This is a genomic window from Bacillus safensis, assembly GCF_039619585.1.
GTDB classification, from domain to species: Bacteria; Bacillota; Bacilli; order Bacillales; family Bacillaceae; genus Bacillus; species Bacillus safensis.
Map to the genome: position 1 here is coordinate 3,517,525 of NZ_CP154909.1, position 20,576 is coordinate 3,538,100.

The following is a 20,576-nucleotide window of genomic DNA, read 5'->3' on the forward strand; positions in this document are numbered from 1 at the left end:
CGGCCTTCTTATCAATTCAATCATGAATAAGACAAGGTCCAGCTCCACTTCCCTCCGCTAGTACGAACTAGATCAGGTTCAAAGGGTCCAAGATTTTCTCTTGTCTCAGTCATACATGACTCCCCTAGTGGACTTTTGTCATTTAATTATCTTTACTCTACACATGTGGCGATTTGATGTCAACCGCCTTTCTTAATTCAACGTTCTGATTGTTGGCAGCTTCTCGATCCCTGCAGCATAGTAGAAATTCAGCACACTGAAGAAATCAATCGGCTTTCCTGTTTTTAAATCTACAGCTAAAATATGATCACCGTAATTTGTCATATCATCAATATCTAAGCGTCTTGGTGTTGTCTTCCCGAGTGTATCAACAAAGGTATCATGGTAATATTGCCCGCTTGCATATGATGATTGATGGTACATAAACAATGTCTCAACATCTAAGTAAACGAGGATGGCTTCTGAGGAGCTCGCATAAGGAGCTGAGTATGACACAGGAGCCGAAATGTTTTTTACTTTCACACTTGAGATTGAATGAGTTCTTTGCTCGTATTTTCCATCATAAGAGAAATAAAAAACACGCTCCCATTCATAATTTGCTGTCTTTGTTTGCTTATTGTATACTTTTGTACCATTTGCAAATACATCACCGTTTGCATACTCAGCTACAAAATATTGCAAGGTGGACGAAAGAGATACAGCCCCCGTGAAATTGGGCGGGTTTTTTGCATTTACTTGTATCGTGTAGGAATCTCCAAATTCTCCGCCGCTTGTAATACCGAATGCATAATCACCTGCTGGTAAGTTGGTCAATCCAAGCAGGCTGCCTGCCGGTTGAATCAAATCTGTCGGGTAGGCTTGTCCTGTTTCATAATCAACAACAAATAATTGAACAAAATAATCAGGGTTTGAAGAGGTAATCCGGCTGATGAGTGCCTGAGGTGAAGATGTGCTTAAAAACCATAAATCAACTGGGTCGTCCTCTGTTAAGACAGCCGATTGATTAATAGCTAGTCCATCAATGGAGCGAACGGCAGACGTGCGCATTTTGCCTTCTTTAGCAGCTTTTCGTTTGATACTGATTCCTTTCTTCTTATTCACTTTAAATGATTTTTTCACTTGCTTCTGTTGAATAGCGGTTCCTTCATCCTGCTTTTCAAACGATTCTTGCACTTGCTGAATCGCTTTTTCCGTCAGTGGTGATATTTTCCCTTCTGATTTCGGTGCTTCTTCTGCTTTTAATGCTGGTGACAACAAACCTGTTGCGACGAGTAAAACAGATAGTAAAGCTGCGGTGATTTTGACATAAAATGCTCTCACAGGAACATCCCCTTTTTCCTCATTTGGGTTTTTTACCCTGTGATTATTTTACCATTATTCTAATTACTGTTTTGGTCTTTTTTGGGACATTTTTATAACAAAAAAACCAGCCGCATGAGTCACGACTGGTTTTTGATCGTTTTATGCAATAGTTTTGACAAACAAGCGTGCTGTTTCTGCACTTGATCCCGGGTTTTGTCCAGTGATGATTTGTCCGTCAACGACAGCAAATGGCGCAAAGGCGTCTCCTTTTTCAAACGCTGCCCCCTGCTCACGAAGTTTTGTTTCCAATAAAAATGGAACTTTTGATGTCAGCTGCACGGCTTCCTCTTCTTCGTTTGTGAAGCCTGTGATTTTTTTGCCTTCGATAAATGATTTGCCATTTTCATCCTTCACATCAACGAATGCTGAAACGCCATGACAAACGGCTCCGATCGCACCATTTTTATCTGAAACTGCTAAGATCGCATCCGCTACCAGTTGATTAGACGCAAAGTCGATCATAGGGCCGTGCCCTCCAGCAAAGAAAATTCCGTCATAATCAGCGGGATTCACATCTGTAAGCGCCTTTGTGTCTTGAAGTAATTCATATACATCTTGATATTGCGCTGGGACACCTTCAGGAATTGAATTTTTGTCAATTGGTACAGTGCCACCTTGAATAGAGACAATTTGTACTTCTAGTTCATTTTCTTTAAAGATATGAAATGGCTCTGCCAACTCTTCTAGCCATAAGCCTGTTGGATGTCCATTCATTTCTGGGCTGCTTGTCGATACTAATAACACTTTCTTACTCATCTTGATCATCCTTTCGATTTATCCTGTGGTTATTTTATATTTTGCACAATTAAATATCAAGCAATATGACTTTAGGCCAGCTCATTATGTTATACCCGATTTTCTAAAAAATATGGTATGACTCGAAATCTAATCAATATGTCACATTCTATTGGTAGGGAATTTCATGTAAAATTGTCATTGAGTGATATAATATGAGGAAAGATTGACAGATCTCTCGTCACATGAGGGGATTTTTAAAGGAGTGGAAAAGAGATGAAAACCTATTCGATTGTGATGATCATCATCACGCTCTGTATTATATTGGCCGTCTTTTTGATGAACCTAACGGGGGTCATGTACGGAAAAATCATTTTGGCCGTTGCCGTTGCCCTTTGTCTAACATCCATTATTCGTTTGATGGGTCTTCGAAAAAGATAAAAGCCGCCCTCACCAAGGGCGGCTTTATTTAAGATTAGATCGCCAGCATCAGTGCAATGAGTGCAAGCAGTGCTGGTACTCCTTGTTTGATGATAATTGATTTATTGGATGTTACACCGCCAAATACTGCTGCGATGATCACACAAAGAATGAAAAACAGCTGAATCATATATCCAACGGTATTCGATCCAAGAATGAGCCCCCAAATGAGTCCTGCAGCTAAAAACCCGTTATAAAGCCCCTGATTGGCAAACATTACTTTGACATTTGGATCTTTTTGCAAGTGTTCTGGCAGCTTAAAAGATCGCTTCGCCATCTTTGATTCCATAAAAAACATTTCTAATAACATGATGACAATGTGTTCTAATGCGACAATTCCTACTAAAATCATTGCTAAAATATTCAATTTAGTTAATTCCTTTCTGATAGACGGTCACGAATCTCTATTTTGTCCGTGTATAAATCAAAGTCTTGTATTAATTCTAGCGCTTCTGTAAAGCGACTTTGTGGAATGTCTTTCATTTTTCTCACGCCGAATTCCTTTTTAATAAAAGCCATGATGGTATTGATATGAAGCTTACCGTGGCCATCATACTCCAAATGGCTGCAAAAAGTCTGCATCGTCCCTCGAATCACCTTTAATTGCTTGGCAGTGACACAACTCATTGGTAACGCTCATCCTTTCCTTTGTTTTAACAGCTAAAAAGAATCATGGTTGAAAGAAAAACCTTCCAGTGTCTATTATATAATGGTTTCATTCGGATATCAAAATAAAAAAGAACAGACATTCGATTTAAAAAACAATCGTGCCCTCACAATCCTTTTCTCACATATCAAAAAGCCGGATTCAATGGTAGAATCCGGCTTTCTATTTAGTTACTTTTCGAAATTAATACCTTTCCAACAGAACGATCCTTACTTTGTCCAACGACTTTAAAGGATAACCCATATGTCGGTACATCGCGTCCTGCATCTGGGTTGTTTGGATTCACATAGTTCTTTTTATCACTAAATGTACGAGCCGGTCGAATGTAGCGATCTTGCAAAGTTAAGCCCGTTGTTGCTGTATAATCTATATTCAGCTTCGTACTTGGATTCAAAGAGAATGCTGCATCATGTACTTGGAACCCTGTGGCGGCAATGGAACCGTCACTCCATTTTAATACTTGCTGATCTGCATCTACTACGCCAAGGAATCCGTTCCCCGGATGTTTTCCTACCCAGTTATCACTGTATGATTGATCGACATACCAAACGACCAACCCGTTATTATAGCTCATCAGACTTGCCCCGCGTTTAATATGCTTTAAGCCTTTATCGACATCAGCATAAGAGCGCCACTCTAGTAAATAGTATTGTGCTGCATATTGTTTTCCATTAGATTTTGAGAATCCATTAAAGGTAAAAGTAGACGTGCCCTCGGCATCATCTGACCATACTTTCGCTCCATCTGCGGTGATGTTCAGGTCATCTACGAATAAGCCTGGAAGTGCATAGCCTGCATCAGTTGTGTAACGGAATTGCAGGTCGATTTTCTTCCCTGCATAAGCAGACAGGTCAAAGGCTGCATCTACCCAGCCGTCTGATTTTCCGTCGATGCCATTGCCTTCGTTTGCACCTGCTTCATTTCGATCATTCGTGATGTTACCCGCGATGGTCTTCCATTGATCAGTCCCTGTTTCACGCACTTCGACATACGCATAATCATAATCTTCTTCAATATCGTACCATGCTTTAAATGTCAGCTCTGCTTTGCTTCCTTTTGACAAATCAATACCTGTTGTCGTCATGGTTGCATTCAAATTGTCACCCGTTCCGCTGAAGTACGAATATTTCCCTTGAGCAGGTGTCGTGACGACAATCTCTTTATCTGGTAAATCGACTCGAACGGCATCATGGTTCGTTCCTTTTGTTGCTGCTTCATCAATTAATACTGTTTTGCTTTTCTTTAATGTTTTACCATCGATGGTTTGTCCAGAAAGCCAGTTGCCCCCATGCAGATTTTGAAGCATTTCTTTCGCATATGGGCTAAAGCCTGTTGGTTCCGTACCAGGAACTTTACCTGCCCAGCTTCCGCTTGACATGATCGACCAGTAAGAAACGGGCTCTCCTCTGCCTGTGTACTGTGTATCGTACTCGTCAGGAAGACCAAGATCATGTCCGAATTCATGTGTGAACACACCTGCTGCGCCATCTTCAGGCTCAATGGTGTAATCCAAAGCACCTAATTTCCCGCCTTGTCCGACTTCAGATTCAGTATCCGGAATTTCAAATACATCACCAAGTGACCAGCGGTGTGACCAAATCGCATCAGCGCCAAGTTGACCGCCGCCTGCTTCTTCACCTACGCCGGCGTGAACGACCATCAGATGGTCAATGATGCCGTCTGGCTCGTTATAAACCCCGTCGCCATCAATATCATAGCGATCCCATTGATCATACTCGCTGAGATCAATATTCGGATCTTTTGCTGCTGCTTCGAGTGCTTCTTTCACCAATTCGCGCGGTCTGCCGTCACTGCCTGAATCGTCAGGTACGTTCCCGCCGTAATAAGCTGCTTCATGCTTCGCTGTATACCAACCTGCAACTGTTCCACTAACTGTGTAACTGCCGCCAGACTGCTTTTCATAATATTGCTTCATGGATACTTTCCGTTTCCCATCTGGACCGATGTAGCCATTTTTTCCGAAAAGCATATCTTGATAGTGCTGTTGATCGTACTTGTCATAGTACATATCAGTCTCTTCTTTTTTGATACTATTATGCTTATAATCTTTAAAATCTACTAATAAAACCAATACTTTATCATTGCGGACGTCACCTTTATACTTTTCCTTTTTGACCGGTTTTACTTGATTGCCTTCTTTTCCTTTATGCTTCTTTAATTTTTTCTTTTTGGCAAGTTTGTTATGTACCTCTTGTTTGTATTCTTTCAGGAATTCAGGCTCTTCTGTTAAGGTGCTGGCACTTTGTTTCATTGCCGATTCTTCTTTTTTCTTTAGATAGTTCTTTAATGCTTTTTGGGTTTCTGCCTCATTGGCATTCTTTTTGATCTTTCCTTGTTTTTTCAAGGCTTTGATAAGACGGTCTTCATTCACGACACTTGAGTCAAATGGAATACCTGAATAATGACCGCCATCTGAGGATGTTGATTTTTCTGTGGTGTGGGCAGATAGAGGGGTGCTGAAAGCTGTCAATGTGCCTAAACTTAGGACAGCGGTTAGTGCAATTTTCGTCCATTTCCCTTTTTTCATATTGGTTCCTCCCTATTTTGGTAATAAATAATATCTAATTCTAGCATATTCCAATATAGTTAAGTCGAAAAACATTTTATTTTCAGAAATTTTGTGGAAAATGCACAATACGTGAATGAAATGGGTGGAACCATTTGTCGAAAATAAAAGAACCCTAGGCGATAACCGCCTAGGGTGTTTGTTGTTTTTCTATGAAAGCTGCTGGCCTTGAAAGGCAACCACGTCAAGTGGAGCGGCTAAGAATTCTTTTGCCTTCGCTACGAAAGCCTGGAAATGAGCACTTGCATTATGGCTCTGAACCGCAGCGTCATCTTTCCACACTTCTACCATTAAAAATGTATTTTCCTTTTCTGTATCCTTGAACAGCTTGTAGGAAACATTGCCTTCTTCAGCCTGTGAAGCTTTCATTAATTCGTTGATTTCTTCTAAAAATACGTTTTCTTTTTCTGGATGAATGGTCATCCCTGCATGAATAATGATCATGTGATCGTCTCCCTTTTTTTAAAAATTATTTCCACTCTGTGATACGGTCGATCGGTAAACGGTAAGATGCATAACCTTCGTCAGCCGCTTTCCCAATGGACAGAAGCATGACTGGTACATAACGTTCTTTATCCCATCCAAATGTTTCAGCGATGACTTCTTTATCATATCCGCCAATTGGATTTGTATCATAACCGTGTGCACGTGCAGCAAGCATAAGCTGCATAGACACAAGTCCACCGTCAATTAAGATTGTTTCACGATTCACTTGTTCTGGAAGAGCTTCAAAATGTGCAGTTAATGCAGCAATTTGTCTTTCTTTCACTTCTTGCGGCATGTAGCCATTTTCTACTGCTTTTGAATAAATTTCTTCTAAGTATTCATTGTTTTTCATATCTGCAAAAACTGCAATGACAGCTGCTGATGTTGACACTTGAGTTTGGTTGAATTTTGCAAGTGGTGCAAGCTTTTCTTTTCCTTCTGGGCTGTCAATCACCATGAAGCGCCATGGTTGTGCATTTACTGATGATGGTGCAGTTGTTGCTTCTTCTAAAATCTCTGTCATTTCTTCTTTGCTGATTTTCACAGATGGATCATAGTTACGAATAGAGCGGCGCCCTTTCATAATTTCCATAAAATCGTTTGTTTTTAATGTTGTAGCCATGTGTAACACTCCTTTAGGTTGTTTGAATCTTTTCGATGTTTTGTTGTATACGGATGAGCACATCAGTGAGAAGCCTTCGTTCTTCTTCACTTACGTTTTCAAGCATTTCTGAGATAAATCGTTCTTTTTCTATTTTAGAAGCTTCGATTCTCGTTCTGCCTTCCTCTGTTAAGCGGACAAGTGTGACTCGATTATCTTCTGGTTTTCTTCTGCGTGTGACCATTCCTTTTGTTTCCAGCTGTTTTAAATGACGCGTCACAGCTGCACTATCAATATTTACTTTTTTCTGCAAATCTGATTGGCTGATTTCATCGGCTTGGAATAACAGCGATAGCAACTCAAGTCTTGATTGGCTGATGCCCGTACATGCTTCGAACTTCACGCCCATCATACGGTTCACGCACTGCAAACGATATAATATCTCTGCCTCTTCAGAGCAAAATGCAGTCAATGCCATCCCCTCTTTTCTATTCAGAAATCAATTGCTTGATATATCAATCATTGACTCGTCAATTAATATACACCCATTGTTTGATGATTGCAAGAGGTTTGTTTCATAAAGTGAATTTTTTTATTTCAATAGAAAAAGACGAGCTAAAATGACCATAAAAAAAGACAAAAGCGACGAATCGCTTTTGTCCTTTTTCTTTATTCAGTAATGACCGTGTGGATCAATGTTGGTGCATCGGCATGATCAGCAATGCGGATGTTGTCATAAATTTTCTCCATGACATTTGCAACATCTTCACGATTCGCATGCAGAGTCACAAGTGAATCTCCTTTTTCAACACGATCTCCCACTTTTTTGTTCAGCATGATGCCGACAGATAGGTCGATATCGTCCTCTTTTGTTGCGCGTCCTGCTCCAAGGATCATCGCTGCAACACCAATTTCATCCGCGACGATTTCAGCTACGACACCTGATTCTTTGGCAGGTACTTCAATTTTGTAAGGTGCTTGCGGCAGTTTTTCTGGTTGATCTACAATCGAGCCGTCTCCACCTTGGTTTTCTAAGAATTCCTTGAATTTCTCAAGTGCTTTACCGTTTTTCATGACTTCAATTAGCTTTTCTCTTGCTTCATCAAGCGTTTCTGCTTTTTTCGCAAGAACGACCATTTGACTTCCTAATGTGAGCACAAGCTCGTTTAAGTCTTCAGGGCCTTCGCCTTTAAGTGTGTCAATCGCTTCTTTCACTTCAAGGGAATTCCCAATCGCTAATCCTAGCGGCTGAGACATATCAGAGATGACCGCCATTGTTTGTCTGCCTACGTTGTTACCGATGCGAACCATGGCTTTTGCAAGCTTTTCTGAGTCTTCTGGTGTTTTCATGAAAGCACCTGCGCCTGTTTTCACATCAAGTACAATCGCATCTGCACCAGCAGCGATTTTCTTACTCATAATGGAGCTTGCAATAAGCGGAATTGAGTTAACAGTTCCTGTCACATCACGAAGAGCATACAGCTTTTTATCAGCTGGTGTCAGGTTGCCTGATTGCCCAATGACCGCTACTTTATGACGGTTCACGAGCTCGATGAATTCGTCTTTTGTAATTTCTACGTGGAAGCCTTTCACCGCTTCAAGCTTGTCCACTGTACCGCCTGTATGCCCAAGGCCGCGCCCAGACATTTTCGCAACAGGTACATCTAGTGCTGCAACAAGAGGGGCGAGTACAAGCGTTGTTGTATCGCCTACTCCGCCTGTTGAGTGCTTGTCTACTTTAATACCGTCAATGGCAGACAGGTCAATTGTATCTCCTGAGTTCGCCATAGCGAGTGTTAAGTCTGCACGTTCTTGATCCGTCATATCTTGGAAGAAAATTGCCATAGCCAAGGCACTTGCTTGGTAGTCAGGAATTGTTCCATCCGTATAACCTTTGACAAAGAAAGAAATTTCCTCTGAAGATAATTCTTTTCCGTCACGTTTTTTCGCAATGATATCTACCATTCTCATTGTTTTCACCATTCCTTTTTTTAAATTAGAAAATTAAACCGACTACACCTGCTGTTAAGAAGCTGACAAGAGTTGCACCGAATAACAGCTTTAATCCAAATCGTGCGACGACGTTCCCTTGCTTTTCGTTTAAGCCTTTGACTGCTCCAGCAATGATACCGATAGAAGAGAAGTTCGCAAATGATACAAGGAATACAGAAATGATCGCTTCTGTACGAGCAGTGAAATGCAGACCGTCTCCAGATAGAGCGAGCATCGCAACAAATTCGTTCGATACCATTTTGGTTGCCATAATGCTTCCTGCTTGTACCGCTTCGCTCCAAGGTACACCAACAAGGAACGCAAATGGAGCAAAGACATATCCAAGTACATCTTGGAAAGAAACACCAATGACTGCTGTAAAGATACCGTTAATCATCGCAATTAATGCAACGAATCCAATCAACATTGCAGCAACAACAATCGCTACTTTGAAACCATCCATAATGTATTCGCCAAGCATTTCGAAGAAGGATTGTCTTTCTTCCTCGACGACTTCAAGCATGTCTTCGTCCTTAGACACTTCATATGGATTGATGATCGATGCGATAATAAATCCACCAAATAGGTTCAGCACAAGTGCTGTAACCACGTACTCTGGTTTAATCATTTGCATGTATGCACCAACAATCGACATCGATACCGTCGACATTGCAGATGCACATAATGTATAAAGACGCTGCTGAGGTAATAATCCAAGCTGTTTCTTAATAGAAATAAAGACTTCTGATTGACCTAAAATCGCAGACGCTACTGCGTTGTAAGATTCTAGTTTCCCCATACCGTTTACTTTACTAAGCAAATATCCGATTCCGCGTACGATAAGCGGAAGAATCCGCCAATGCTGCAGGATACCGATTAACGCCGAGATAAAGACGATCGGCAGTAAGACGTTGATGAAGAAAGTGGACGCTTTATCATTCATTAACCCGCCAAATACAAAGTTGATTCCTTCACCGGCATAGCCTAGAAGCATTTGGAATCCTTTTGCAAAGCCTCCGACTAGGAAGTTTCCAACACCTGTATTGAGCAGAATATAACCTAAAATAAATTGCAGTACAATCATGACAATTACTGGACGGAATTTCACTCGTTTTTTCCCATTACTAGCCAGCCATGCAATGGCGAGAATCACTAGCAAACCGATGATACCAATCACGTATTTCATGTTTTTCCTCCTTGAATGAATTCGTTTACATTAATGCGCTTGTATAGAACAAACCCTATTTTGTAAACAAAACGCGGAAGAAATTCCCAGAAGTGAGATCCTTCCGCATATGACTTTTTCATCATTTATGAGTCATGAATGTTATCCTACCATAGGATCGTATGAATTAATAGTCTTTCGAAGGAGCTGATTGATCCCCTTTGATAATGGAAACGCCTGCACTAGCGCCAATACGGGTAGCACCTGCTGCTGTCATTGCCTCAACGTCTTCTTTTGTTCTCACGCCGCCTGATGCTTTCACACCGATGTCAGGCCCTACTGTTTTACGCATTAATGCGATGTCCTCAGCAGTCGCACCGCCTGTACTAAATCCAGTCGATGTTTTCACAAAATCAGCGCCGGCTTTCACTGAAAGCTCACAAGCTTTGACTTTCTCTTCATCAGTAAGTAAACATGTTTCAATAATGACTTTCACTAATGCTTTGCCTTTTGCTGCGTCTACAACTGCACGAATATCTTGTTCAACCACATCATATTCGCCGTCTTTCAATGCCGCAACATTGATGACCATGTCCACTTCTGTAGCACCGTTTTCAATGGCATCCTTTGTTTCGAATGCTTTTACCGCTGTTGTGTTTGCGCCTAACGGGAAACCGATGACTGTACATACATCTACACCTGTTCCTGCTAGTTCTTTCGACGCTAGAGATACCCAAGTTGGGTTTACGCAAACAGATGCAAATTGATGAGTCTTTGCTTCTTCAATTAACTGCATAATTGCAGCTCTAGTTGTATCTGGTTTTAGTGCTGTATGATCAATGAGCTTTGCTATCGTCATGCTTCACACTTCCTTTTAATTATGATACTTTCATCATATATGACGAGTGAACAATTGTAAACATAGTTATGAAATTTTGTTCATCTATTTTGTGACATTTAAAAGAGCCCTCGCTGTGTGCTGATCGATGATCAATACATTCGCATATTTTCCTCTTAGTGCGCCATGTATAGAAGCCACCTTTCGATGACCGCCAGCGACAAGAATGGATCGTTCTTTTGTCCTTAAATCATCTAACTCCACGCCAATTGTGCGATTGTTAATGGCTTCACTGCAAATGCGTCCATCTTGATCATAAAAGCGCGAGCAAATGTCTCCGACACTGGATTGCTTGAGGAGCGCTTTTTCTTCTTCACGGAAATAACCTAGTCTAAACAATAGCGCCTCATCTCTTACCGTTCCAACAGTAAACACAGCGATATTCGCCTGCTTGCCCATTTCAATAATTCGCTGAATATGTCTGTCCTGCTCAACCATTTCCTTGACGGCAGCACTATCAAATACAACAGGAAGCGGCAAATAGCGCGGTGCTGTTTGAAAGGCCTCAGCAAACAGCTGGATGGTTTCCGCAGAATATGTATTCACATGAGAATGGCTGATTCCACCCTTGAGCTGGACAACCTCTACACCTTTTACCTGTTTAGGTTGCATCTTTTGTGCAATTTGATACATAGTCGTTCCCCAGCTCACGCCAACGATATCACCGTCTTTCACCGTTTCTTGCAAGTAATCTGCACCAAATCGGCTCAAATAATCGGTGATGGTTGGATAGTCGTCCTTCGGCGAAAACACCACATGAGCTTCGAGCAGGTCATATTTTTCCTTGAGCAATGAAGAAAGCTCATTTAAATCTTCAAACGGATCCATCACCGTAATCTGGACGTACCCCTTCTCTTTCGCATATTGAAGCAGCCGAGATACAGTCGGTCTCGACAGGTCGAGCTGTTTGGCAATTTCCTGCTGGCTGTAATCAGACAAATAGTAAAGCCTTGCCGCTTCAATACTCAGCTGTTGTTTCTCTCGATCCATTCATACGCCCCCTTTTTCTTCTATCATAACAAATTGTTCACCTCATCATGCACAAATGTTCATTTGAAGAAAATCGTATAAGCGGCATGAAAGGTCTCATTCTTTTCTAATGTTTGAATACCAAACTTCTCTTTATACTGCCCATTCGTCCCTTCCATATCGGCGATGCCATACCAAGGCTCAATACAAACAAAAGGAGCCATCGTTCCTTTTTCTTGATCAAAAGGTGACCAAATGCCAACGAAAGGAAAGCCAGTGAGATCAACCTCAACCCCGTGACCTCCTTTGGAAGTCAATGACACTCGATTGATATGGCTAAAAATCATCGCATCATGCTGAAAAAGCTCTGGCCGAAGCTGGATCGGCTCAAGCTGAATGCCTTTTTCTTTCTCCCTGACAAGTGAATTCCGCAGTTCATATTGCACAGGGAGATGATCAGTGGAAGGTGTCAATGTGAGTGAATAATCTGCTGTTTGCTCGCCTTCAACAAGAGGAATGCGAAATGCTGGGTGCCCTCCAATGGAGAAATACATCGTATCCTCTCCGTCATGATCAATTTCCCAGGAAATCTTCAGTCCATTTTCCAATAGTTCATAACGAATTCGCGCTGTAAATTCATACGGGTATTGCTTCACATGCCGGCCTCTTGATTCATATTGAAAGGTCACCGAATGCTTCGTTTCTTCATATAAATCAAAATTGACATCACGCAAAAATCCATGCTGCGTGAGCTCAAAGGTTTGATCGTCAATCTTGTATTGGTCATTCATTAATCGCCCAACAATCGGAAATAAGACAGGCGACACCCTGCCCCAATAAGCTGGATCACCAGACCACATATAGTGACGCCCGCTTTCCTTGTCAAGCACCTCCCTGACCTCCGCTCCCTTTTCATGAATCTGAACCAATAACTGATCATTTTCGATCGTTCTCATTCAACACATCCCCTTTCCTTCTTCATTTATTATGACAGGGATTTTGGTTTTGAGTATCAAATTCGACATCTCTTAACCCATCAATTAAAAAAATTTTAAAAAAGACAGAAATTCGCCAACAAAATGTAATGCTGATTCGTCTAATCTTATATAAAATAAAAGAATCGTTGCTCTTTTGAATGAACAACAAAAAGAAGCGTTTGACATTGATGGGGGATTCATTTTCATAAACAGCAAGAAAAATCGTTTTCGTTATATTTTAGGATTAGATGGACTAAGAGCCGTTGCTGTATTGGCAGTCATTGCTTATCACTTACATATCGGACCCGCAAGCGGTGGGTTTCTTGGCGTTGATTTATTTTTTGTCATTTCTGGTTACTTGATTACAACGATCTTGTTACATAAGCAGGATTTAGGCTATCAAGAGCTTTTGCCATTTTGGATGGGACGGATCAGGAGGCTTCTTCCAGCCGCTTACATCATGATTTTTATAACCGTCAGCTGGTGCGCGATTGCTGGATCAAATGCATTATTGTCCATTCGTGGCGATGCCATATCGTCCTTTTTTTATGTCAGTAACTGGTGGTACATTTTTCACCAGCTTTCATATTTTGATAGCTTCAATGCCTTATCTCCACTGAAAAATTTGTGGTCTCTGGCAATAGAAGAGCAATTTTATATCATTTGGCCGGTACTGTTGATTGCAGGGCTGAAATGGGTAAAAAACAGATCCCATCTGCCTATGATCACCTTTGGACTTGCACTTGTCTCTGCCTTATGGATGGCGATTCTTTATTCACCAGATACCGATCCAAGCAGGGTTTATTATGGAACAGATACTCGTGCATTTGCGCTCCTGATTGGATGCAGCCTGGCATTTGTGTGGCCTATGCAAAGACTATCCAGCAAAAGATTACTTCCTGTTGGCAGACGTATTTTACATATTGCCGGTTTCGGTTCGTTTGCGATTTTCCTTTTTTGTGTTTATGCAGTGGACGATTTCGATGCCTTTCTCTATCAGGGCGGCATGCTTTTATTCTGTCTGAATGCGGCCATCTTAATTGGGTGCGTCTGCCACCCTGCAAGTCTTATAGGGAAATGGCTGTCCTTTCAGCCGCTCGTCTGGCTAGGTAAGCGGTCTTATGGTATTTATCTGTGGCATTACCCCATTATCGTACTGACCACACCGGTCATTGAAATTGGACAGCCTTCCATAGCGCGTGTCACATTACAGCTCATCGCCATTTTACTAGTTGCTGAGGCTTCCTATCGCTTCATCGAACAGCCGATCCGCCAGCATGGCTTCAGACAATATTTTTCTTCTTGGTCTATTTGGAAAAAAGGAATCAAACAGTGGTCTACATCTAATAAGGTGTTCCTTGGAATCACCGCAGCTCTTTTGATCTTATTTATCATTGGCATGTCTAACTCGTCCACTTCCTCCCCACATGTGAAGGAAGTGACGCAAATTAAGACAGCACCGAAAAAAACAGCCGAACCACCGGAATCAAAAGTGAAGAAAAAGAAAGAAAAGCACGAGAAAAAAGCAGCTGACCAAAAACAATTTCACCAAGTTCTTGCCATTGGTGATTCTGTCATGTTAGACATTGCGCCGAATCTCGAAAAAGCATATAAACAAATCACCATCGATGGGAAAGTTGGCAGACAAATGAACGAAGCCGTCAGCATTGCCCCTCAATACAAATCATTTAATCAATCTGATGCCGCTGTTATCATTGAACTCGGCACAAATGGTTATTTTACTGAGGACACGCTGAAAGCATTCATTCAAAACTTTTCTAAGGCACATATTTTCCTAGTGAATACGAGGGTTCCAAGGTCATGGGAAAATGATGTGAATGCGGTCATTCAGCGAGTGGCTGATCAAGATCAAAATGTCACCTTGGTCGATTGGCATTCAGCCGCTACTGGACAGCCATCCTATTTTCAGTCCGATGGTGTCCACCTTTCAAAAAAAGGTTCTGACACACTGACACAGCTCATCACAGCAAGCATTAAGAAAAAAGGGGATGTGTCAACGTCATCATAAAAAGACTAGCAGAATGCTAGTCTTCTTTTATGCCGTCAAAAGGCTGGCCCTTATCGCTAATGTCTGCTCTTCCCTTGTTTTTTGATCCACCAAAGCAAAATGCCCGTTCTCATATGCTAGTGAAAATAATTCTTCAATATGAAAAATCCCTGGCTGAAAACGCTTGTTCAATAAATTCAGGGCCGCAGCACAGGCGACTTGAGCTGTTGCTTGAGACTCGTCGTGTCCTTTTATTCCAAGCGCTGCATGATGAACCTTTTTCCCATCCGTCCCTGCCGCTTCCACTTTGACCGCATATTGATCTGTTCCCACTTGAGAAGATTGTATCATTGAAATGGCTCGATCCTTCATTTTCGGTAATGTAAGGAACGACGTCAGTCCAAGGCTCCTTGTGAAGGCCAATGCACCCGTCGCTAGACGTGAATCAAAACAAAGCCTTGTCGTCACAGATGGCACATGAATTGTGGAAGGCAATGTCTGTTGATCAGAGAAGGGGAATCGATAGGCATACCGCTTTCCAAGCTGTCCACCAAAGTTGACCGGTCTGCCTCCAGTAAAGCTTTTCACTCTTTTCTGCTGATCATGTTCAGTGAGTTCATATTCAGTATGGACATGATCAATCGTCCATTCAATCGCGGCTTTTCCATGCTGATCCCCCAATCCAAGCATAATACCAATATCTATTTGATCCACTGATGAAAGCATAGAAGCCGCTTTCGCAGCTAATAAATTTGTAAGACCGGGCGCGAGGCCTACACTGAGCAAAGCCGTTGCACTGATTTGCTGCTGATCCAGCTGTGCCATTTGCTCCATATACGCCCCTTTTGCAGAAATATCGATATAATCAATGCCTGCCCGCAGAACGGTTTCAGCAAATGACGTGTCTTCTTGATCGAGACACATGATCACCAGCTTTGTTTCATTCATCCAGTCAGAATCTAATGGCTTTCTAACATCTAGTTTGTAAGGACGGACTCTGCCTTTGGTCTGCTGTGAAAATTGTTCAGCCTTCTCATAGCTTCTCCCCTCCGCAACAATTTGCCCTTTATACACTTCACTTAACTGAAGACATATTTGCTGTCCGACATGTCCATAGCCGCCAATTACCATTACCTGTGATCTCATCTCTCATCCGCCTTTCTACGACCTCGCTTGCAAACAAGCCCTTTGATCATTCCTGCCTGAAAATAAGGTCTGATGTCTCGAAACCCCGCCTCAATTAAATGTCCCCTCATTTCCTCCTCAGGCACAGGATATGTTGCACGTCCCAGTCTGTCATGAAAGGACGAAAACACTTCTTTTCCTAGACCTTGCCGCTTCATGAAAAGAGACAGCATATGAAGCTCTTGCTGAAATGCGCTGGAATTCATCTCTCCTTGTATAAATGCGAGTACAAACGGGGCCCCTGGTTGAAGCCTTTGTGCAATCTCCTGTAAAAATGGCAGCCGATTTTCTACAAAATGAATCACGAGCAGGCTCACTGCGGCATCGTAAACAGCTTCAGCAGACACCTTGTTTAATGCGGTCTCATACCATGTGACACGCGTCTCCATATGGAGCTTTGAAACCCGCTGTTTCGCCATATCCAGCATAGATGCAGAGGGATCGACTCCTGTGATGAGCCAGTCTTCTTTTCTCTGAAGCATGTTGATGATCTCTTCGCCCCCACCCGCTCCGACAGTTAGAATACGAGAGGCCGCTCCCTTTATTTCAGTTTCTAATACATCTACTGTTAACTCATGCAAAAGGTGATAGCCGGGTACTTTATGTGAAATCGTTGCTGCGTATGATTCAGCAACAGGGTCGTGCCAATGCTGGTTTCCTTTCATATGATTCTCCTCCAGTTCCTTTCCGCTTTCCATCGTTTCCTGTACACTAACGATATGACATCTTTATTGTAAAAAGAGGCACCAGAAAAAACGATCCCTAAAAGTGGGGGTTTTTGAGGAGGAGATCCTGTGGTCAATCCAGCCACTCATTTTCAGCAGCTAAGGCAGCACATTCGGGACGAGCTTGCTGCTGTCATTGATTTTGATGCCGCCTGTATCACAACCATCGATCCAGCCACTCTCCTCTCGACAGGTTCCTACACTGATGAACCGATTGAAGAAATTCATGACCAGCTCTTTCAAAATGAATTTTTAAAAAAGGACGTGCATCAGCATGAGTTTCTAGCCAAAGGCCCTATTCATGCTGCGAGTCTCGTCCAAAGCGGAGAATATCTGAGCAGCGAGCGCTATCTGCATATTTTGATACCTAACGGTTGGTCTGATGAATTGCGGGCAGCCCTTGTGATCCAAGGAGAATGCTGGGGTATCGCCAGCCTTTATCGTCAACAGGGCAAGGAACCTTTTCAGAAGCGAGATATACAAGCAGTCATCGATCTAACACCGTCACTTGCAGCCAAGCTGAGAGATGAGATTTTCAAAAAAAGGGACACTGAAAATGATGATGCGGCGGAGCAGCAAGGATTTCTCATTCTTACAACTCATTACAAGCTTCTTTATGGAAATGAGACAGGGCTCCATTGGCTTCATACATTTCAAGTCTTTGAGCAAATCCATGACCAAGCCGTCATGCCCCGGCCGTTCAGAGCATTAGGCGCTAAACTTTTATACGGCGGTACCGATCAAACAGCAGCAAGCATCACAAGAATGCCTACGGGGGTCTTTCTTTCCCTTCAAGCCTTTCGATTGGCGCAGGCTGACAGGCAGGAGAAGGCTGTCATGATTCACATCAAACGAGCCCAAACAAATGATATTCTTCCTTATGCAGCGAAAACGTACAGGCTGACAGAAAGAGAGATGAACGTCCTCGACTGCTTATTAAAGGGCCAGTCGACAAAGGAAATTGCGAGTACGTTATATATTTCACCCCATACCGTTCATGATCATGTGAAAGCGATGCTGCAAAAGACGAATTTAAGCAGCAGACGTATGCTTGTTTACTTTTTCTCCAATATATAAAAAAGCGGCTACCGCACTGGCAGACCGCTCTTTTCTTATTTTCCTAAAACCAGCTCATCCAGGACATGTGCTACTCCGGCTTCATTATTAGATTTTGTTACAACATCTGCTACGGCTTTGACATCATCAATGGCATTTCCCATAGCGACGCCGCAGCCCGCAAACTCTAGCATTGAGACGTCGTTCCCGTTATCACCAATAGCCATGACTTCTTCACGAGGAATTCCCAGCTCCTTCGCTAGAAGCTTCACGGCATTTCCCTTACTCACATCAGGATGCAGGATTTCAAGGAAGAAATCTGTACTTTTCACCATCATATACTTTTCCTTCACTTCAGATGGGATGGCTTGTATCGTTTTTTCCAAACGTTCTGGCTGATCAATATACATCATCTTCGGAAGCCTCATAGATGAATCTGCCTCTTCGACAGGTAAATACTTAAGCGGCAGTTTTGTTAAATAGGATTCAAGAACTGTGTATTCACTAATATCGCGATTCGGTGTGTATAAATTGGCTGAATCGAAATAATGCATCGGTGTATCCAGCTGACGGCTCAATTCATATAAAGAAGCTAAGTCATCATAGGATAATGTCAGCTCTGACACCACTTCATTTGTATGGCTGTTTTGAACAAGTGCTCCATTATACGCGATCACATAATCTCCCTCTTGATTAAGCTGAAGATCAGCTAAATAGCGATTTACCCCGCCAATCGGCCGGCCTGTACATAAGACAATTTTAATTCCTTCTGCCTTAGCCTGTTGAATGGCTTCAAACACTTCATCCGGCACCATATGTTGATCATTTAATAACGTACCATCCATATCAATTGCGACTAATTTATACATTCACTGGTCCCCTTTTCTCAGCAAAAACGTGCTGTCACTATTTTGAGCCACCATTACGATGATGACAGGTTATTTCATTACTATTTACCTATTTTAGCCTATCGTTTTTTCTTCACGCTGTCTACTTGTTCATATCTGTAACAAATATCACATGAGTCTACTCTATTATAACGCATTCTATTCATCGCGCTGATCCCCCATTTGAAACTAGTAAAACAGAACAATTGTCCACCACTATAGAATGTTTTGAAACGAGTAAATCTAATTGTATGATGGATAGCAAAGAAAGGAGGTGCAGGGAATGATTACGTTTACGAGAGGTAAATTGTCAAAAATGTCTGGTGTACATATTGAAACCATTCGTTTTTACGAAAATGAGGGAGTGCTCCCAGAGCCAAAGAGAGCACATAACGGCTATCGTCTATATGATAAAAAATATGTACTCATGCTGTCATTTATCACGGAAGCGAGAAAGCTAGATTTCTCGCTTAAAGAAATTCGTGAAATTATCAAATCACTTTTCGAAAGAAAGTCAAAAACAGAAGCTGAACAGCTGCTCGAGCAAAAAGTTGAAGATATCCAGCACTCTATTCAAGAGTTAAAAAAAAGGAAGGCAGCTATTCAATTGTTAACAAAGCAAACATTAGCAAATATCAGCTGATTGTAAGGGCTGCCAAAGGTGTGCCGGTGTTGATCACTGGCACACCTTCGCTCAGGTATCTCAGTACACGTTCAATGAAAACATCGGTTATACTAGAGTCAGCTTAAACGAGTGGAAGGGGTTTTGAGAATGAACATCGCAGCCATCGGAACAGGTATCATTGTGGAAGGCTTCCTGCAAGCGGTTGAACAGCTCGACGGTGCTTCTTGTCACGCTGTCTATTCAAGAAAGGAAGCAACGGCAAAGAAGCTCGCAGACAAATTTGGGGTGCAGACAACTTATACGGATCTAACTGCTATGCTAGAAGATCCCCACGTAGAAGCCGTTTACATCGCATCACCGAATCGTTTACATAGCGAGCATGCAACGAAAGCATTGAAACACGGAAAACATGTGATATGCGAAAAGCCTTTCACCTCTAATGTGAAAGAGCTGGAAGCCTTAATCGCTCTCGCAAAGGAAAAGCAGCTTCTCCTATTTGAAGCCATTACGACCGTTCATATGCCAAACTATCATTTGATCAAAAAGCACCTTCATCAATTAGGTAAAATCAAACTGGTTCAATGCAACTATAGTCAATATTCAAGCAAATATAATCAGCTGCTAGCCGGCGAAACGCCAAATGTCTTTAACCCTGAGTTCTCTGGAGGAGCGCTGATGGATATTAACATCTATAATGTCCATTTCATCATGAACCTCTTTGGATCACCAGAGCAAGTCCGATATCAGGCAAACCGCCATCCAAACGGTATTGACACATCTGGTGTTTTGACGTTCACTTACAATGATTTTATTGCGACAAGTGTCGGCAGTAAGGATACAAGCAGCATGAACTTTGCATTGATTCAAGGAGAAAAAGGCTTCATTCATGTGAAAAATGGGGCGAATGGGTGCGAAGAAGTGCTGCTGCATGTTGATGACAGGGTCATCTCACTCAATGCACAAACGAATCCAAACCGTCTGTATTATGAGGCAGAAGCTTTCCAGCAGATCATTGAAACAAAAAATCATGAACAGTGCTATGCATGGCTTGATGAAAGTCTCTCCGTGATGAAAGTTCTTGATGCCGCAAGAAAAGATGCAAGTATTGTTTTCCCAGCAGATCAAATTTAATGAAAAAAACCGCCTTCTATGAGAGGGCGGTTTTTCACGA

At 42.1% G+C, this 20,576-nt stretch carries 21 protein-coding genes and 1 riboswitch; of the genes, 5 read left to right on the plus strand and 16 right to left on the minus strand.

Annotation, left to right across the window (positions count from 1 at the left end; all coding sequences use genetic code 11):
- Nucleotides 1-32: 32 nt before the first annotated feature.
- Nucleotides 33-136, minus strand: a riboswitch (TPP riboswitch).
- Nucleotides 137-192: 56 nt separating this feature from the next.
- The gene (locus AAYR28_RS18115; protein WP_065214972.1) at nt 193-1,320 is read right to left on the minus strand and encodes a hypothetical protein; all 1,128 of its coding nucleotides are present in this window, start codon (nt 1,318-1,320) and stop codon (nt 193-195) included.
- Between the two features lie 141 nt (nt 1,321-1,461).
- Complete coding sequence (locus AAYR28_RS18120; protein ID WP_034281379.1) at nt 1,462-2,118, minus strand: type 1 glutamine amidotransferase domain-containing protein; 657 nt, start codon at nt 2,116-2,118, stop codon at nt 1,462-1,464.
- Nucleotides 2,119-2,373: 255 nt separating this feature from the next.
- Here AAYR28_RS18120 and AAYR28_RS18125 point away from each other — a divergent pair, with 255 nt between their 5' ends.
- The gene (locus AAYR28_RS18125) at nt 2,374-2,538 is read left to right on the plus strand and encodes a hypothetical protein (RefSeq protein ID WP_003214630.1); all 165 of its coding nucleotides are present in this window, start codon (nt 2,374-2,376) and stop codon (nt 2,536-2,538) included.
- Nucleotides 2,539-2,572: 34 nt separating this feature from the next.
- Here the strand turns inward: AAYR28_RS18125 and AAYR28_RS18130 are convergent, their stop codons facing one another.
- The 11 genes from AAYR28_RS18130 to AAYR28_RS18180 all read right to left on the minus strand — a co-directional run bounded on the left by AAYR28_RS18130 (nt 2,573) and on the right by AAYR28_RS18180 (nt 12,898).
- A complete protein-coding gene (locus AAYR28_RS18130; protein ID WP_034281380.1) occupies nt 2,573-2,944 on the minus strand; it encodes a DUF1304 domain-containing protein in 372 nt (123 codons plus the stop codon).
- Between the two features lie 5 nt (nt 2,945-2,949).
- Nucleotides 2,950-3,204: an ORF6C domain-containing protein gene (locus tag AAYR28_RS18135; RefSeq protein ID WP_012011773.1), complete on the minus strand. Its 255-nt coding sequence runs from the start codon at nt 3,202-3,204 to the stop codon at nt 2,950-2,952.
- Between the two features lie 206 nt (nt 3,205-3,410).
- Nucleotides 3,411-5,792, minus strand: a complete 2,382-nt coding sequence (locus AAYR28_RS18140) for an immune inhibitor A domain-containing protein (protein ID WP_061110283.1) — start codon at nt 5,790-5,792, stop codon at nt 3,411-3,413.
- A 189-nt stretch (nt 5,793-5,981) separates the two neighbouring features.
- Nucleotides 5,982-6,275, minus strand: coding sequence for a putative quinol monooxygenase (locus tag AAYR28_RS18145; protein ID WP_024423933.1), 294 nt, complete (start codon nt 6,273-6,275; stop codon nt 5,982-5,984).
- Nucleotides 6,276-6,300: 25 nt separating this feature from the next.
- Nucleotides 6,301-6,939, minus strand: a complete 639-nt coding sequence (locus AAYR28_RS18150; protein WP_041118286.1) for a nitroreductase family protein — start codon at nt 6,937-6,939, stop codon at nt 6,301-6,303.
- A gap of 13 nt (nt 6,940-6,952) precedes the next feature.
- Nucleotides 6,953-7,396, minus strand: a complete 444-nt coding sequence (locus AAYR28_RS18155) for a MarR family winged helix-turn-helix transcriptional regulator (RefSeq protein ID WP_080701179.1) — start codon at nt 7,394-7,396, stop codon at nt 6,953-6,955.
- A 191-nt stretch (nt 7,397-7,587) separates the two neighbouring features.
- Complete coding sequence (locus tag AAYR28_RS18160; protein ID WP_101676632.1) at nt 7,588-8,889, minus strand: pyrimidine-nucleoside phosphorylase; 1,302 nt, start codon at nt 8,887-8,889, stop codon at nt 7,588-7,590.
- Between the two features lie 25 nt (nt 8,890-8,914).
- Complete coding sequence (locus AAYR28_RS18165; RefSeq protein ID WP_034281385.1) at nt 8,915-10,096, minus strand: NupC/NupG family nucleoside CNT transporter; 1,182 nt, start codon at nt 10,094-10,096, stop codon at nt 8,915-8,917.
- 166 nt (nt 10,097-10,262) lie between these two features.
- The gene (deoC, locus tag AAYR28_RS18170; RefSeq protein ID WP_061110284.1) at nt 10,263-10,934 is read right to left on the minus strand and encodes a deoxyribose-phosphate aldolase; all 672 of its coding nucleotides are present in this window, start codon (nt 10,932-10,934) and stop codon (nt 10,263-10,265) included.
- Between the two features lie 84 nt (nt 10,935-11,018).
- Nucleotides 11,019-11,963 carry a sugar-binding transcriptional regulator gene (locus AAYR28_RS18175; RefSeq protein ID WP_041118292.1) on the minus strand — a complete coding sequence of 315 codons (945 nt, stop codon included), beginning with the start codon at nt 11,961-11,963 and terminating at the stop codon, nt 11,019-11,021.
- A 59-nt stretch (nt 11,964-12,022) separates the two neighbouring features.
- The gene (locus AAYR28_RS18180; RefSeq protein ID WP_034281388.1) at nt 12,023-12,898 is read right to left on the minus strand and encodes an aldose 1-epimerase family protein; all 876 of its coding nucleotides are present in this window, start codon (nt 12,896-12,898) and stop codon (nt 12,023-12,025) included.
- A gap of 226 nt (nt 12,899-13,124) precedes the next feature.
- Between AAYR28_RS18180 and AAYR28_RS18185 the strand changes: the two genes are divergently transcribed.
- Complete coding sequence (locus AAYR28_RS18185) at nt 13,125-14,948, plus strand: acyltransferase family protein (RefSeq protein WP_345808988.1); 1,824 nt, start codon at nt 13,125-13,127, stop codon at nt 14,946-14,948.
- A gap of 27 nt (nt 14,949-14,975) precedes the next feature.
- Here AAYR28_RS18185 and AAYR28_RS18190 read toward each other — a convergent pair whose 3' ends face one another.
- On the minus strand, nt 14,976-16,073 hold the full coding sequence (locus tag AAYR28_RS18190; protein ID WP_345808894.1) for a saccharopine dehydrogenase NADP-binding domain-containing protein: 1,098 nt from the start codon (nt 16,071-16,073) through the stop codon (nt 14,976-14,978).
- A complete protein-coding gene (locus AAYR28_RS18195) occupies nt 16,070-16,777 on the minus strand; it encodes a class I SAM-dependent methyltransferase (RefSeq protein WP_034281390.1) in 708 nt (235 codons plus the stop codon). The genes AAYR28_RS18190 and AAYR28_RS18195 overlap by 4 nt, the downstream gene beginning before the upstream one ends.
- Before the next feature lie 129 nt (nt 16,778-16,906).
- Between AAYR28_RS18195 and AAYR28_RS18200 the strand changes: the two genes are divergently transcribed.
- Nucleotides 16,907-17,914: a helix-turn-helix transcriptional regulator gene (locus AAYR28_RS18200; protein ID WP_061110287.1), complete on the plus strand. Its 1,008-nt coding sequence runs from the start codon at nt 16,907-16,909 to the stop codon at nt 17,912-17,914.
- Between the two features lie 35 nt (nt 17,915-17,949).
- On the opposite strand, the gene yidA is transcribed toward AAYR28_RS18200, so the two are convergent.
- Nucleotides 17,950-18,762 (minus strand): sugar-phosphatase, encoded by an 813-nt coding sequence (yidA, locus tag AAYR28_RS18205; protein WP_061110288.1) that lies wholly within the window; start codon nt 18,760-18,762, stop codon nt 17,950-17,952.
- Between the two features lie 301 nt (nt 18,763-19,063).
- Between yidA and AAYR28_RS18210 the strand changes: the two genes are divergently transcribed.
- The gene (locus AAYR28_RS18210) at nt 19,064-19,423 is read left to right on the plus strand and encodes a MerR family transcriptional regulator (RefSeq protein WP_061110289.1); all 360 of its coding nucleotides are present in this window, start codon (nt 19,064-19,066) and stop codon (nt 19,421-19,423) included.
- Nucleotides 19,424-19,552: 129 nt separating this feature from the next.
- Complete coding sequence (locus AAYR28_RS18215; protein ID WP_061110290.1) at nt 19,553-20,536, plus strand: Gfo/Idh/MocA family protein; 984 nt, start codon at nt 19,553-19,555, stop codon at nt 20,534-20,536.
- Nucleotides 20,537-20,576: the final 40 nt, after the last annotated feature.